Here is a 15,897-nt window from a genome sequence, read left to right on the forward strand (position 1 = left end):
GTATCCGGAACACCTGTCCGGTTACGCTCGGGTCATGCATGCCTGGCCCGCTTCTGAGGTCCCCGCCCTTCCCGGCAAGGGCCGCGACCTCCGGATCCACGACACCGCGACCGGCGGGCGAGTGACCCTCGCTCCCGGCCCCGTCGCCCGTATCTACGTCTGCGGCATCACGCCGTACGACGCGACCCACATGGGTCACGCGGCGACCTACAACGCGTTCGACCTCGTTCAGCGCGTGTGGCTCGACACCAAGCGTCAGGTGCACTACGTCCAGAACGTGACGGACGTGGACGACCCGCTCCTCGAGCGCGCCATCCGCGACGGCGTCGACTGGGTCGGCCTCGCCGAGCGCGAGACCGCCCTCTTCCGCGAGGACATGACCGCCCTGCGGATGCTGCCCCCGCAGCACTACGTCGGCGCGGTCGAGGCCATACCCGGCATCATCCCGCTCGTCGAGCGCCTCCGGGACGCGGGCGCCGCGTACGAGCTCGACGGCGACATCTACTTCTCCGTCGACGCCGACCCGCACTTCGGCAAGGTCTCGAACTACGACACCGAGCTGATGCGCCACCTCTCCGCCGAGCGCGGCGGCGACCCCGAGCGGCCCGGCAAGAAGAACCCGCTCGACCCGATGCTCTGGATGGCCGCCCGCGAGGGCGAGCCGAGCTGGGACGGCGGCTCCCTCGGTCAGGGACGCCCCGGCTGGCACATCGAGTGCGTCGCCATCGCCCTCGACCACCTCGGTATGGGCTTCGACGTGCAGGGCGGCGGCTCCGACCTGATCTTCCCGCACCACGAGATGGGCGCCTCCCACGCCCAGACCCTCACGGGCGAGTTCCCCATGGCCAAGGCGTACGTCCACGCCGGCATGGTCGCGCTCGACGGCGAGAAGATGTCGAAGTCCAAGGGCAACCTCGTCTTCGTCTCCGCGCTCCGCCGCGAGGGCGTCGACCCGGCCGCCATCCGCCTCGCGCTCCTCTCGCACCACTACCGCGCCGACTGGGAGTGGACCGACCAGGTCCTCCAGGACGCCGTGGAGCGCCTCGACCGCTGGCGCGCCGCCGTCTCGCGCCCCGACGGCCCGTCCGCCGACGCGCTCGTCGAGGAGGTCCGGGAGGCCCTCGCCGACGACCTCGACGCCCCGACCGCCCTCGCGGCCGTCGACCGCTGGGCAGCCGTCCAGGAGGCCGACGGCGGCACCGACGAGTCCGCGCCCGGTCTCGTCTCCCGCACCGTGGACGCGCTCCTCGGCGTCGCCCTGTAGCCAGGGCCGGGGAAGTCAACAACTCCCTTTCGGGCAACCGCCCTTGGACTTCTCGACGAAGTCCGAGGGCGGTTCCTTTTTGTCCTGTCGCCATGCTCGATTCTGCGCTAAATAAGCTCCATGCAATCATCAACACGCATGAGAGCTGCAGTCGCCGGTGCACTGCTCGGCTTCCTCGCCACCCTCGGGGGACCCGGAGCCACCGCCACCGCCGCATCGGCCGACACCACCGTCGGCTCCGTCACCGGCTTCACCGCCGAAGGATCCGTCTACAAGCTGACCGCCGGGCGCACCCAGGCCCGCGTCTCCTTCGTCACCGCCGACACCTTCCGCATCGAACTCGCCCCCGACGGCAGGTTCACCGACCCCACCGGCACCGACGTCGTCCTGCCCCAGGGCCCGCCCCCGGCCACCACCTGGCGCGACCTCGGCGACCGCTACGAGCTCGGCACCGGCCAGGTGACCCTGCGGGTCACCAAGTCCCCGCTCCGCTTCGCGGCCCTGCGCGCCGACGGGACCCCGCTCTGGTCCGAGACCAAGGGCCTCACCTGGAACCGGGACAGCACCGTCCAGACCCTCGCCCGGGGCGCCGACGAGCAGTTCTACGGCGCCGGCATGCAGAACGGCCGCGGCAACACCTCCCACCGCGGCAAGACCGTCGAGGTCTCCGTCGACTACAACTGGGACGACGGCGGCCACCCCAACTCCGTGCCGTTCTACCTCTCCTCGGCCGGGTACGGCGTCTACCGCAACACCTACGCGCCCAACACCTACGCCTTCGGCGAGCCCGTCACCGCCTCCGCGAAGGAACGGCGCTTCGACGCCTACTACTTCACCGGCACCGGCGGCGACGCCGCCAAGGACGTCATCGGCCAGTACACCCGCCTCACCGGAAAGCCCTTCATGCCGCCCGTCTACGGCCTGGAGATCGGCGACGCCGACTGCTACCTCCACAACGCCAACCGGGGCGAGCGCCACACCCTCGACTCGCTGAAGATCGCCGACGCCTACGTCGCGAACGACATGCCCAACGGCTGGATGCTCGTCAACGACGGCTACGGCTGCGGCTACGAGAACCTCGCCGAGACCTCCGTCGGCCTCGGCGAACGCGGCACCAAGCTCGGCCTGTGGACCGAGGACGGCCTCGACAAGCTCGGCGAGCAGGTCCGGGCGGGCCAGCGGGTCGCCAAGCTCGACGTCGCCTGGGTCGGCGACGGCTACAAGTTCGCCCTCGACGGCTGCAAGAACGCCTACGCCGGCATCGAGGCCAACAGCGACGCCCGCGGCTTCACCTGGGCCCCCGAGAGCTGGTCCGGCGCCCAGCGCTGCGGCGTCCAGTGGTCCGGCGACCAGTCCGGCACCTGGGAGTACATCCGCTGGCAGATCCCGACCTACGCCGGTGCCTCCATGTCCGGCCTCGCCTACACCACCGGCGACGTCGACGGCATCTTCGGCGGCAGCGCCGAGACGTACACCCGCGACCTCCAGTGGAAGACCTTCCTCCCGGTCACCATGACCATGGACGGCTGGGCCCCCATGGACAAGCAGCCCTTCCGGTACGGCGAGCCCTACACCTCGATCAACCGCGCCTCGCTCAAGCTGCACGAGGCCCTGCTCCCGTACATCTACAGCCACGCCCACCGCGCGACCCGGAGCGGCGTCGGCCTCGCCCGGCCGCTCGCCCTGGAGTACCCGGACGACCCGAAGGCCGCGACCGACGCCGCGAAGTACGAGTTCCTCAGCGGCGAGGACTTCCTCGTCGCCCCCGTCTACCAGGACGCCACCGAGCGCGACGGGATCTACCTCCCGGCCGGCACCTGGATCGACTACTGGACCGGACGGACCCACCAGGGCCCGAAGACCCTGAACGACTACAGCGCCCCGCTCGACACCCTTCCGCTCTTCGTCCGGGCCGGTGCCGCCGTCCCCATGTGGCCCGGTGACATCCGCTCGTACACGGACCGCGCCCCCGGCGACCCGATCGCCTGGGACGTCTACCCGCAGGGCAGCTCCTCCTTCGAGCTGTACGAGGACGACGGCGTGACCCGCGAGCACCGCACGGGCCGCTTCGCCACCCAGCGCGCCGACGTCACCGCCCCGAACGCGGGCCCCGGCGACGTCACCGTCCGGATCGGCGCCAGCCAGGGCACGTACACCGGGAAGCCCACCGCCCGGCCGTACGCCTTCACCGTCCACACCGGCGACGCCCCCACCGACGTGCGCCTCGACGGGGACCCGCTGCCCGTCCTCACCTCCCGTGCCGCCTTCGACGCGACCACCCAGGGCTGGTGGTACGACCGCGACGAGCGCGGCGGAGTGGTCCGAGTGAAGACGGCGGCCCTGCCCACCGACCGCGCCTTCGAACTGCGGCTCACCGACACCAGCGCCGTCGGCGGCGCCGTCCCGGGCGCCACGGCCGTCGTCACGGCGCAGGGCGGCCAGACGCTCGGCGCCGGCACGCCGGGAACGGTCGCCGTGGACGTCACCGCGGGCACCCAGGACGCCACGAACGTCCAGGTCGCCCTCGGCGTCCCGGCCGGCTGGCAGGCCACCCCGCCCGCCCCCGTCGACCGCGTCCCGGCCGGCACCACCCGCCGGGTCCAGGTCGCCGTCACCCCCGCCGCGGACGCCGAGCCCGGCGACGACGTCGCCCTCACCGCCACGGCCCGCTACCAGGCCGCCGGAGCCGACCGCACCGCCGTCCAGCGGTTCGCTGTCGGGATCACGAGCGCCCCGCCGACCGCCGACAGCTGGGCGAGCGACCTCGCCTGGCTGACCTCCGCCAACGGGTGGGGACCGGCCGAACGCGACACCTCCAACGGCGAGGCCGCGGCCGGCGACGGCCGGACGCTCACCCTCGCCGGGAAGACCTACGCGAAGGGGATCGGCGCCCACGCCGACTCCGACATCGAGGTCCACCTCGGCGGGCGCTGCACCGCGTTCACCGCCGACGTCGGCATCGACGACGAGATCGACGGCTACGGGGACGTGGCCTTCTCCGTCGAGGCCGACGGCCGGGTCCTGTGGACCTCGCCGCGGGTCACCGGAGCCTCCGCGACCGTCCCCGTGAACGTCGACGTGACCGGCGCCCAGCGCGTACGGCTGCGGATCACGGACACCGACGGGTCCAAGAGCGGCGACCACGGCGACTGGGCGGCGGCCCGCTTCGACTGCGCCTGAACACGGACGGGAGGGGCGGCCGCGCCGCCCCTCCCGTCACCGCTTTTCCCGCGTCCTACTCCTCGGCCCGGTCGCCGGGGCCCTCGCCGTCCGGTGCCGCGTCCGGAGATCCGTCCGGCGCCGCGTCCGGAGACCCGTCGGGCGCCGCGTCCCGAGATCCGTCCGAAGGATCCTGCGCCGACGGGTCCGTCGTGCCCGGGACCGTCTCAGGGCCCGGGGACTCCGGCTTCGGCGGACGGGTCCTGGCGCTCCCCGTGTCCCGCAGGAAAGGCGAGTCGCCGCCCTCCGTCGCCACGCCGGGGCCCGGGCCCGCGCCCGGCTCGCGCCGCCGCAGGTAGCGCTCGAACTCGCGCGCGATGGCCTCGCCCGAGGCCTCGGGCAGCTCCGCCGTGTCCCGCGCCTCCTCCAGCGTCTGCACGTACTCGGCGACCTCGCTGTCCTCGGCGGCCAACTGGTCCACGCCCACCTGCCAGGCCCGTGCGTCCTCGGGCAGTTCGCCCAGCGGGATGCGCAGCCCGATCAGGTCCTCGAGCCGGTTGAGCAGCGCCAGCGTCGCCTTCGGGTTCGGCGGCTGCGACACGTAGTGCGGCACCGCGGCCCACAGGCTCACCGCGGGCACGCCCGCGTGCGTGCACGCCTCCTGGAGGATGCCGACGATGCCCGTCGGGCCCTCGTACCGGGTCTCCTCCAGGTCCATCGTCCGCGCCAGGTCCGGATCCGAGGTCACCCCGCTGACCGGCACCGGCCGCGTGTGCGGGGTGTCGCCGAGCAGCGCGCCCAGGATCACCACCATCTCCACGCCCAGCTCGTGCGCGAAGGCCAGCAGCTCGTTGCAGAAGGAACGCCAGCGCATCGACGGCTCGATCCCGCGCACGAGGACCAGGTCGCGGGGCTTCTCGCCGCCGACCCGGACCACGGACAGCCGGGTCGTCGGCCAGGTGATCTTCCGGACACCGTTGTCCAGGAAGACCGTGGGCCGGTTGACCTGGAAGTCGTAGTAGTCCTCGGCGTCGAGCGCCGCGAAGACCTCGCCCTTCCATTCCCGGTCGAGATGGGCGACCGCGGTGGAGGCTGCGTCGCCGGCGTCGTTCCAGCCCTCGAACGCGGCCACCATGACCGGGTCGATCAGCTCGGGTACCCCCTCGAGCTCGATCACCCAGCGCCTCCTTTTCGAAGTTCCTGTCGTACGGCCCCACCTTACGGCTTTCCGGTGGTCCGCCCGCAGCCTTCGGACGTCCCCGAAAACCCGTGCGGCCTTGATCGGCTACCCAGGAACCCGCCTCCGCACACGGCCCTTCCGCACCTGCCTCACTCGTCTTCCCAGAGCGTGCTCGGCGCCTCCCTCCGCACGACCGGCGCGATCTCCTCGGCGAAGCGCTGGAGGGTCTCCCGCTGCTCCTCCGTGGACTGGTTGAAGGTGTCGACCGTGATCGACTGGAGGTCGTGCCCGTAGTGCTCGTGCCAGCCGAGGATCTTGTCGATGATCTGCTGCGGCGAGCCGATCAGCTGGGGGCCGCTCGCGACGGCGTCCTCGATCGTGCGGAACGGGGTGTTGTACCCGGCCTTCCCCGCCAGGTGCGGCTTGAAGGACTGCCGCACCTTCGCCTCGTACAGGTCCTTGTACCGGCTGACGGCCTCCTGGCTGGTGTCGGCGACGAGGAGCCCGCCGGAACCGGCCGCCACGCGCGCGCGTGCGGGGTCGTGGCCGTACTCCTCGAACTTCTCGCGGTAGTGGGCGACGAGCCGCGCGTACGCCTCACGGGGCTGGATCGCGTTGGCGGTGAAGAGCGGGTCGCCGTGCTTCGCCGCGAGCTCGGGGGAGTCGAGGCTCGTGGCCGAGCCGTGCCAGACGCGGGGCGGACCGGCGTACGGACGCGGAATCGTGGTCACGTTCTTCAGCGGCGGCCTGAACTCGCCCTCCCAGTCGACGCCCTCCTCCGTCCAGAGGCGGCGCAGGAGCTCGTACTTCTCCCGCTGGAGGTCCCACTGCCGCTCCTCGTCGAGGCCGAAGAGGTCGAAGTGGCCGGCCTCCGCGCCCTTGCCGACGACGAGTTCGAGCCGTCCCCGGGAGAGCTGGTCGAGGGTCGCGTAGTCCTCCGCGACCCGGACGGGGTCGAGGATCGCGACCACGGTGACGCCGGTGAGCAGCCTGATCCGGTGGGTGCGGGCGGCGAGGGCCGCGAGGAGCACGGTGGGCGCCGAGGAGAGGAACGCGCCCGCGTGCCGCTCGCCGACCGCGTACGCGTCGAAGCCGAGCCGCTCGGCGGTCTCACCGAGCGCGACGACCTGCTCCAGCCGGTCGGCGGCGGGGAGGAGTTCGCCGGTGAGCGGGTGAGGGGAGTGGTGGACGATCGAGAGCACCTGAAACTTCATGCGTTCCACTCTGCGCGGCCGGTGTTGCGGCGGTGTGGCGGGCGCGTGGCACGCCGAAGGGCGGTCCCTCCGGGGAGGAACCGCCCGTGGCCGTACGGGTCGTGCCGTGCTGCCTACTTGCGCAGCATGTCCTCGACGCCGGCGCGGATCTCGTCCGTCGCCAGGCCTCGTATCGTCAGCGTGGTCCGGCGGCGCAGGACGTCGTCCGCCGTCTCGGCCCACTCGTGGCCGCGGGCGTAGGCCACCTGCGCCCAGATCTCGGGGGCGTCCGGGTGGATCCGCCGGGCGAGCTCGGGGTTCTCGTTCGCCATGCGGGCGATGTCGAAGGAGAGCGAGCCGTAGTGCGTCGCCAGGTGCTTGGCGGTGTCGGCGGCCATGCGGGGGCCGGGGGCCGGGCCGTCGACGAGCAGGCGGTGGGCGACCGCGTTCGGGTTGGCGATGCCGGGGAGCGGCAGGCGCTTCGGCAGCGCCGACACCGGCTCGTAGTCCTCGCCCAGCGGGTGGCCCGGGAGCGACTCCAGCTTCTTCATGATCGTCCGGCCGATGTGGCGGAAGGTCGTCCACTTGCCGCCGGCGACCGAGAGCATGCCGCCGCGGCCCTCGGTGACGACCGTCTCGCGCTTGGCCTTCGAGGTGTCCCCGGGGCCGCCGGGGAGCACCCGCAGGCCGGCGAAGGCGTAGGTGATCAGGTCGCGCGAGAGCTGCTGGTCGCGGATGGAGAAGGCGGCCTCGTCCAGGATCTGGGCGGTGTCCTTCTCGGTGACCTCGACCTGGCCGGGGTCGCCCTCGTACTCCTCGTCGGTGGTGCCGAGGAGCAGCATGTCCTCCCAGGGGAGGGCGAAGGTGATGCGGTACTTGTCGATCGGGGTCGCCAGCGCGGCCTTCCACGGCGAAGTCCGCTTGAGGACCAGGTGCGCGCCCTTGGAGAGGCGGATGGAGGGGGCCGCGTTCGGGTCCTCCATCTTCCGCAGGTGGTCGACCCAGGGGCCGGTGGCGTTGAGGACGAGGCGGGCGCTCACGCCGAACTCGTCGCCGCTGGTCCGGTCGCGCAGCTCGGCGCCGGTGACCCGGCCGCGGGTGAAGCGCAGGCCGGTGACCTCGGCGTGGTTGAGGACGGTCGCCCCGGCGTCGACGGCGGCGCGGACCGTCATCAGCGCCATGCGGGCGTCGTTCATCTGGTCGTCGCCGTAGACGGCCACGGCCTTGAGGTTGTCCGTACGGAGCTCGGGGACGTCCTGTGCGGCCTTGGCGGGCGAGAGCAGGTGACCGACGCCGTCGCCGAAGGCGGAGAGCGCGGAGTACGCGAAGACGCCGGCGCCCAGCTTGGCGGCGCCGTGCGGGCCGCCCTTGTAGACGGGCAGGTAGAAGGTGAGGGGGTTGGCGAGGTGCGGTGCCACCTGACGGGAGACCGCACGCCGCTCGAAGTGGTTCTCCGCGACCAGCTTCACCGCGCCCGTCTGCAGGTAGCGCAGACCGCCGTGGAGGAGCTTGGAGGAGGCGGAGGAGGTGGCGCCGGCGAAGTCGCCGGCGTCCACCAGGGCCACCCGCAGACCGGACTGCGCGGCGTGCCAGGCGGTGGAGATGCCCAGGATGCCGCCGCCGATGACCAGGAGGTCGTACGTCGCCTTGGAAAGCTGTTCCCGGGTCTCGGCGCGGCTCGGGAGGGAGCCGGAGGCCGGGTGCGTCCCGAGGGCGGGGACGCTCTGCAGGGTGGTCATAGCGATTTACTCCTCGTCAGATCCGTCTTCGAGCCAGCCCATGGAGCGTTCGACGGCCTTCAGCCAGCTCTTGTACTCGCGGTCACGCTTGTCGGCGTCCATGCGAGGGGTCCATTCCGCGGCCCGGCGCCAGTTGGCGCGCAGCGCGTCGGTGTCGGGCCAGAAGCCGACGGCCAGGCCGGCGGCGTAGGCCGCGCCGAGGCAGGTGGTCTCGGCGACCATCGGGCGCACGACGGGCGCGTCCAGGAAGTCCGAGAGGGTCTGCATCAGCAGGTTGTTGGAGGTCATGCCGCCGTCGACCTTGAGCGCGGTCAGCTCGACGCCGGAGTCCTTCGTCATGGCGTCGGTGATCTCGCGGGTCTGCCAGGCGGTGGCCTCCAGGACGGCGCGGGCGATGTGCGCCTTGGTGACGTACCGGGTGAGGCCGGCGATCACACCGCGGGCGTCGGAGCGCCAGTACGGGGCGAACAGGCCGGAGAAGGCCGGCACGAAGTAGGCGCCGCCGTTGTCCTCGACCGAGGACGCGAGGGTCTCGATCTCGGCGGCGGACTTGATCAGGCCCATCTGGTCGCGCATCCACTGCACCAGCGAACCGGTGACGGCGATGGAGCCCTCCAGGGCGTAGACCGGCTTGGCGTCGCCGATCTGGTAGCCGACGGTGGTCAGCAGGCCGCTGTAGGAGTTGATGATCTTGTCGCCGGTGTTCATCAGCATGAACGTGCCGGTGCCGTACGTGGACTTGGCCTCGCCCTCGGCGAAACAGGTCTGGCCGAACAGGGCGGCCTGCTGGTCGCCGAGCGCGGAGGCGACCGGGATGCCGTCGAGGACGCCGCCCTTGACGACGCCGTACACCTCGGCGGAGGAGCGGATCTCCGGCAGGACGGCGGCCGGGATGTCCATCGACTGGAGGATGCGCTCGTCCCAGGCCATGTCGTGGAGGTTCATCAGGAGGGTGCGGGAGGCGTTGGTGACGTCCGTGACGTGGACGCCGCCGTCGACGCCGCCGGTCAGGTTCCAGATGACCCAGGAGTCCATGGTGCCGAAGAGGATCTCGCCGCGCTCGGCGCGCTCGCGGAGGCCTTCGACGTTGTCGAGGAGCCAGCGGACCTTGGGGCCGGAGAAGTAGCTCGCCAGCGGCAGGCCCGTCTCGCGGCGGAAGCGGTCCTGGCCGACGTTGCGGCCGAGCTCCTTGCAGAGGGCGTCGGTGCGGGTGTCCTGCCAGACGAGCGCGTTGTGGACGGGCTCGCCCGTGTTCTTGTCCCACATCAGCGTGGTCTCGCGCTGGTTGGTGATGCCGATGGCCTTGACGTCGGCCGCGGTGATCTCGGCCTTGGCGAGGGCGCCGGCGACGACCTCCTGGACGTTGGTCCAGATCTCGGCGGCGTCGTGCTCGACCCAGCCCGGCTTCGGGAAGATCTGCTCGTGCTCCTTCTGGTCGACGGAGACGATCCGGCCGTCCTTGTCGAAGACGATGCAGCGCGAGGAGGTCGTGCCCTGGTCGATGGCGGCGATGAACGGCCCGTGGCCGTGGGAGGAAGTGCCGGACGTGTGGGTGTCGGTCACGGTGTGCTCCAAAGGTCTGGAAGAAGGACGGCTCAGGCGAACGCGATGTTGTAGATACCCGCGGCGAGGGCGCCACCGATCAGCGGACCGACGACGGGAATCCAGGCGTAGCTCCAGTCGGAGCCGCCCTTGTTCGGCAGCGGGAGCAGGGCGTGCACGATGCGCGGGCCCAGGTCGCGGGCCGGGTTGATGGCGTAACCGGTCGGGCCGCCGAGCGAGAGGCCGATGGAGACGACGACGAGGGCGGTGATGAGGCCGCCGATGACGCCGAGGCCCTTGCCGCTGTCGTTGAGGCCCTGGGTGAGCACGGCGAGGACCAGCACGACGGTGCCGATGATCTCGGTGGCCAGGTTCTGCCAGACGTTGCGGATCTCCGGTCCGGTCGAGAAGACGCCCAGCACCGGGCCGGGGCCCTCGACCGGCTTCTCGCCGACGGTCTCCGGGTCGGTGAGGTGGGCCAGGAACTGGCCGTAGTACGCGACCCAGACCAGCGCCGCGCCGATCATGGCGCCGAGCAGCTGGCCGGCGAGGTAGACGGGGACGTCGCCCCATGCGCCGCTCTTGACCGCGATGCCGACCGTGACGGCGGGGTTCAGATGGGCGCCGGAGAGGGAAGCCGTCATGTACACGGCCGTCAAGACGGCGAAGCCCCACCCGAAGGTGATCGCGAGCCAGCCCGCGCCGCGGGCCTTGGAGCTCTTCAGCGTGACGGCGGCGCAGACGCCGCCGCCGAGCAGGATGAGTACGGCGGTACCGATGGTCTCGCCGAGGAAGATGTCGGAGCTGGACACCCGCGACTCCTTTGTCCTTCGTCCAGGGGAAGGCGGACCCCGGGTCCCTCCGGAGGTCCGCGCCCTCGTGTGAGGGCGTTGCCGGCCCTTGGCAGTGCCACACTGTAGCGCGTATTGCCGTCAAGTGTTCGACAATGCCGACCGATGAACGGAAGTTTTGCCCCCGGTTCAACCGTGCGTCAAGGCTTTGGGATGCGAAAAACCCGCCGATAACGGGATCGTTACCGACGGGTAGATCGTCTGCGGGGAGGTGTGCGGACGGCGCTCGGGGGCGTACGGGGAGGGTGCTCCGGGGCCTACGGGGAGGCGCTCGGGGTGCGTGCGCGGAAGGCCCCCGGAACTGGGGCCTGTCCCGATCAGGGTCGGACAGGCTTCAGTGCGCGGAAGGCCTCAGAAGCGGCCCGCGCCCAGGTCGCGGGAGACCGCGCGGGCGCAGTCGCGCACCGCTGCGACCAGCTCGGGGCGCAGCTCCCCGTTCGGCCGGAGCCGCTCCACCGCGCCCGTGACCGCCACCGCGCCGACCGGCATCCTGCGCCGGTCGTGGATCGGCGCCGCGACCGAGGCCACGCCCTCCCAGGTCTCCTCCGCGTCCGCGGCCCAGCCCCGGGCCCGCGTCATGTCGAGCAGCGCCTCGAACTCGGCGAGGTCCGTGGTCGTCCGCGGGGTGAACGCCTCCCGCTCCACCTCCACCGCCTCGCTGTGGGCCACCGGGTCGTACGCCGAGAGGACCTTGCCGAGCGCCGTGGAGTGCAGCGGCTGCATGGCCCCCACCTCAAGGACCTGGCGGCTGTCGTCCGGCCGGAAGACGTGGTGGATGATCAGGACGCCCTGCTTGTGCAGCACGCCCAGGTGGACGCTCTCGCCGCTGGACCGCGCCAGGTCGTCCGTCCAGACCAGCGCCCTGGCCCTCAGCTCGTGCACGTCCAGGTAGCTGTTGCCGAGCCGCAGCAGCTCCGCCCCCAGCTGGTAGCGGCCCGAGGCCGCGTCCTGCTCCACGAAGCCCTCGGCCTGGAGCGTGCGCAGGATGCCGTGGGCGGTCCCCTTCGCGAGCCCCAGCGAGGACGCGATGTCGGACAGGCCGAGCCGGCGCTCGCCGCCCGCGAGCAGTCGCAGCATCGCGGCCGCTCGTTCAAGCGACTGGATGTTCTTCGCCATCGCCCGACCCTTCTTTCTCCATGCTGTTCGACAATGCTGAACACTATCGGTCGATGCCGACCTCGTGTCACAAGGACAGTGTCGGTCAAGAACGGGCCGGACCGGGAGTCCCCGCACACAGGATGCCGTCCGGCCCGTGGGACGCCATGTCCACCCCGGGTCAAGCACGGCTAGGCTGACCCCGTGCATGCTCCGCCGAGTGTGCAAAGCCGACAGCCGTCGCATCCCAGGGAGCTCATCCATGGCCTCGTCGCCGACCCCTTCCGCTGACACCCGGACCCGCGCCGCCGCGCTCCGCGAGGCGCTCGCCAGCCGAGTCGTCGTCGCCGACGGAGCGATGGGCACGATGCTCCAGGCCCAGGACCCCACCCTCGAGGACTTCCAGAACCTCGAAGGCTGCAACGAGATCCTGAACGTCACCCGGCCCGACATCGTCCGCTCCGTCCACGTGGAGTACTTCGAGGCCGGCGTCGACTGCGTCGAGACCAACACCTTCGGCTCCAACCACTCGGCCGCCGGCGAGTACGAGATCGCCGACCGCATCTTCGAGCTCTCCGAGGCCGGCGCCCGCATCGCCCGCGAGGTCGCCGACGAGTTCGGCGCCAAGGACGGCCGCCAGCGCTGGGTCCTCGGCTCCATCGGCCCCGGCACCAAGCTGCCCTCGCTCGGCCACACCACGTTCGACGTCCTGCGCGACGGCTACCAGCAGAACGCCGAGGGCCTCCTCGCCGGCGGCGCCGACGCCCTCATCGTCGAGACGACCCAGGACCTCCTGCAGACCAAGTCCAGCCTCATCGGCGCGCGGCGCGCCATGGACGCCCTCGGCATCGACGTCCCGCTGATCTGCTCGCTCGCCTTCGAGACCACCGGCGTCATGCTCCTCGGCTCCGAGATCGGCGCGGCGCTCACCGCGCTCGAACCGCTCGGCATCGACCTGATCGGCCTGAACTGCTCCACCGGCCCGGCCGAGATGAACGAGCACCTGCGGTACCTCGCCCGCCACTCCCGTACGCCCCTGATGTGCATGCCCAACGCCGGCCTGCCCATCCTCACCAAGGACGGCGCCTACTTCCCGCTGACGCCGCCGGAGATGGCCGACGCACAGGAGCACTTCGTCCGCGACTACGGCCTGTCCCTGGTCGGCGGCTGCTGCGGCTCGACCCCCGAGCACCTCCGCCAGGTCGTCGAGCGCGTCCGGGACCTCACGCCCGCCGAGCGGTCCCCGCGCCCCGAGCCCGGTGCCGCCTCGCTCTACCAGACCGTCCCGTTCCGCCAGGACATCTCGTACATGGCGATCGGCGAGCGGACGAACGCCAACGGCTCCAAGAAGTTCCGCGAGGCCATGCTCGACGGCCGCTGGGACGACTGCGTCGAGATGGCCCGCGACCAGATCCGCGAGGGCGCGCACATGCTCGACCTCTGCGTGGACTACGTCGGCCGCGACGGCGTCGCCGACATGGAGGAGCTGGCCGGCCGCTTCGCGACCGCCTCGACCCTCCCCGTCGTGCTCGACTCCACCGAGGTCGACGTCATCCGCGCCGGCCTGGAGAAGCTCGGCGGCCGCGCCGTCATCAACTCCGTCAACTACGAGGACGGCGACGGTCCCGAGTCGCGCTTCGCGAAGGTGACCCGCCTCGCCCGGGAGCACGGCGCCGCGCTGATCGCCCTGACGATCGACGAGGAGGGCCAGGCCCGTACCGTCGAGCACAAGGTCGCCATCGCCGAGCGCCTCATCGAGGACCTCACGACCAACTGGGGCATCCTCGAGTCCGACATCCTCATCGACACCCTGACCTTCACCATCTGCACCGGTCAGGAGGAGTCCCGCAAGGACGGCATCGCCACGATCGAGTCGATCCGCGAGCTCAAGCGCCGCCACCCGGACGTCCAGACCACCCTCGGCCTGTCGAACATCTCCTTCGGCCTCAACCCGGCCGCCCGCATCCTGCTCAACTCGGTCTTCCTCGACGAGTGCGTGAAGGCCGGTCTCGACTCGGCCATCGTCCACGCCTCCAAGATCCTCCCGATCGCCCGCTTCGACGACGAGCAGGTCACCACCGCCCTCGACCTGATCTACGACCGGCGCAGCGAGGGGTACGACCCGCTGCAGAAGCTGATGGAGCTCTTCGAGGGCGCCACCACCAAGTCCCTCAAGGCCGGCAAGGCCGAGGAGCTCCTCGCCCTGCCCCTGGAGGAGCGCCTCAAGCGGCGCATCATCGACGGCGAGAAGAACGGCCTGGAGGCCGACCTCGACGAGGCCCTGACGACCCGCCCCGCCCTCGACATCGTCAACGACACCCTGCTCGACGGCATGAAGGTGGTCGGCGAGCTCTTCGGCTCCGGCCAGATGCAGCTGCCGTTCGTGCTCCAGTCCGCCGAGGTCATGAAGACCGCGGTGGCCTACCTCGAACCCCACATGGAGAAGTCGGACGCGGACGGCAAGGGCACGATCGTCCTCGCCACCGTCCGCGGCGACGTCCACGACATCGGCAAGAACCTCGTCGACATCATCCTCTCCAACAACGGCTACAACGTCGTCAACATCGGCATCAAGCAGCCGGTCTCCGCGATCCTGGAGGCCGCAGAGGAGCACAGGGCCGACGTCATCGGCATGTCCGGCCTCCTCGTGAAGTCCACCGTGATCATGAAGGAGAACCTGGAGGAGCTCAACCAGCGCGAGCTGGCCGCCAAGTACCCCGTGATCCTCGGCGGAGCCGCCCTCACCCGCGCCTACGTCGAGCAGGACCTCCACGAGATCTACCAGGGCGAGGTCCGCTACGCCCGCGACGCCTTCGAGGGCCTGCGCCTCATGGACGCCCTCATCGGCGTCAAGCGCGGCGTCCCCGGAGCCGTGCTCCCCGAGCTCAAGCAGCGCCGGGTGCCCAAGGCCACCGCGGCCCTCCAGGTCGAGGAGCCGGAGCCGGGCGGCCGTTCCGACGTGGCCACCGACAACCCCGTCCCGACCCCGCCGTTCTGGGGCACCCGGGTCGTCAAGGGCATCCCGCTCAAGGACTACGCGTCCTGGCTCGACGAGGGAGCCCTCTTCAAGGGCCAGTGGGGCCTCAAGCAGAACCGCGCCGGTGACGGCCCCTCGTACGAGGAGCTCGTCGAGACCGAGGGCCGTCCGCGGCTGCGCGGCTGGCTGGAGCGGCTCCACACGGAGAACCTCCTGGAGGCGGCCGTCGTCCACGGCTACTTCCCCTGCGTCTCCAAGGGCGACGACCTCATCATCCTCGACGAGGCCGGGAACGAGCGGACCCGCTTCAGCTTCCCGCGCCAGCGCCGGGGCCGCCGCCTCTGCCTCGCGGACTACTTCCGCCCGGAGGAGTCCGGCGAGACCGACGTCGTCGGCCTCCAGGTCGTCACCGTGGGTTCGAGGATCGGCGAGGCCACCGCCAAGCTCTTCGAGTCCGACTCCTACCGCGACTACCTGGAGCTGCACGGTCTCTCCGTCCAGCTCGCCGAGGCCCTCGCCGAGTACTGGCACGCGCGCGTCCGCGCCGAGCTCGGCTTCGCCGGCGAGGACCCGGAGGACGTCCAGGACATGTTCGACCTCAAGTACCGCGGCGCCCGCTTCTCGCTCGGCTACGGCGCCTGCCCCGACCTGGAGGACCGCGCGAAGATCGCGGACCTGCTGCGGCCGGAGCGCATCGGCGTCCACCTCTCCGAGGAGTTCCAGCTCCACCCCGAGCAGTCCACGGACGCCATCGTCATCCACCACCCGGAGGCCACGTACTTCAACGCACGGTGACGGGCGGTCACCGGCGTGTGGCTCCCGTGACGTAAATGCCCGCGTCGGCGGCGCGCGAGACGTACACTTGTCGGTCCAGTGCAGGCCGGTCCTCCTCCCCGT

General features: G+C 71.3%; 9 protein-coding genes. 3 read left to right on the forward strand and 6 right to left on the reverse strand.

Going from position 1 to position 15,897, the window contains the following annotated elements; all coding sequences use genetic code 11:
- The first annotated feature begins 34 nt into the window (after positions 1-34).
- Both mshC and AB0G79_RS17830 read left to right on the forward strand, forming a co-directional pair.
- Positions 35-1,264 (forward strand): cysteine--1-D-myo-inosityl 2-amino-2-deoxy-alpha-D-glucopyranoside ligase, encoded by a 1,230-nt coding sequence (mshC, locus tag AB0G79_RS17825; RefSeq protein WP_360807323.1) that lies wholly within the window; start codon positions 35-37, stop codon positions 1,262-1,264.
- Between the two features lie 120 nt (positions 1,265-1,384).
- A complete protein-coding gene (locus tag AB0G79_RS17830; protein ID WP_360807325.1) occupies positions 1,385-4,444 on the forward strand; it encodes an NPCBM/NEW2 domain-containing protein in 3,060 nt (1,019 codons plus the stop codon).
- Between the two features lie 55 nt (positions 4,445-4,499).
- Here AB0G79_RS17830 and AB0G79_RS17835 read toward each other — a convergent pair whose 3' ends face one another.
- From AB0G79_RS17835 to AB0G79_RS17860, 6 genes are all read right to left on the reverse strand, one after another.
- On the reverse strand, positions 4,500-5,600 hold the full coding sequence (locus AB0G79_RS17835; RefSeq protein WP_360807327.1) for a PAC2 family protein: 1,101 nt from the start codon (positions 5,598-5,600) through the stop codon (positions 4,500-4,502).
- Between the two features lie 152 nt (positions 5,601-5,752).
- Complete coding sequence (locus AB0G79_RS17840; protein WP_360807329.1) at positions 5,753-6,817, reverse strand: LLM class flavin-dependent oxidoreductase; 1,065 nt, start codon at positions 6,815-6,817, stop codon at positions 5,753-5,755.
- A gap of 113 nt (positions 6,818-6,930) precedes the next feature.
- Complete coding sequence (locus tag AB0G79_RS17845) at positions 6,931-8,535, reverse strand: glycerol-3-phosphate dehydrogenase/oxidase (RefSeq protein ID WP_360807331.1); 1,605 nt, start codon at positions 8,533-8,535, stop codon at positions 6,931-6,933.
- Between the two features lie 6 nt (positions 8,536-8,541).
- Positions 8,542-10,098 (reverse strand): glycerol kinase GlpK, encoded by a 1,557-nt coding sequence (glpK, locus tag AB0G79_RS17850; RefSeq protein WP_360807333.1) that lies wholly within the window; start codon positions 10,096-10,098, stop codon positions 8,542-8,544.
- 32 nt (positions 10,099-10,130) lie between these two features.
- Entirely contained in the window at positions 10,131-10,889 is a 759-nt protein-coding gene (locus AB0G79_RS17855) for an MIP/aquaporin family protein (protein WP_360807335.1), read from the reverse strand.
- Positions 10,890-11,279: 390 nt separating this feature from the next.
- A complete protein-coding gene (locus tag AB0G79_RS17860) occupies positions 11,280-12,044 on the reverse strand; it encodes an IclR family transcriptional regulator (RefSeq protein ID WP_360807336.1) in 765 nt (254 codons plus the stop codon).
- 241 nt (positions 12,045-12,285) lie between these two features.
- Here AB0G79_RS17860 and metH point away from each other — a divergent pair, with 241 nt between their 5' ends.
- Positions 12,286-15,795: a methionine synthase gene (gene metH / locus AB0G79_RS17865; RefSeq protein ID WP_360807338.1), complete on the forward strand. Its 3,510-nt coding sequence runs from the start codon at positions 12,286-12,288 to the stop codon at positions 15,793-15,795.
- Positions 15,796-15,897 lie beyond the last annotated feature (102 nt).

It is taken from the genome of Streptomyces sp. NPDC020807 (assembly GCF_040641575.1).
Taxonomy (GTDB): domain Bacteria; phylum Actinomycetota; class Actinomycetes; order Streptomycetales; family Streptomycetaceae; genus Streptomyces.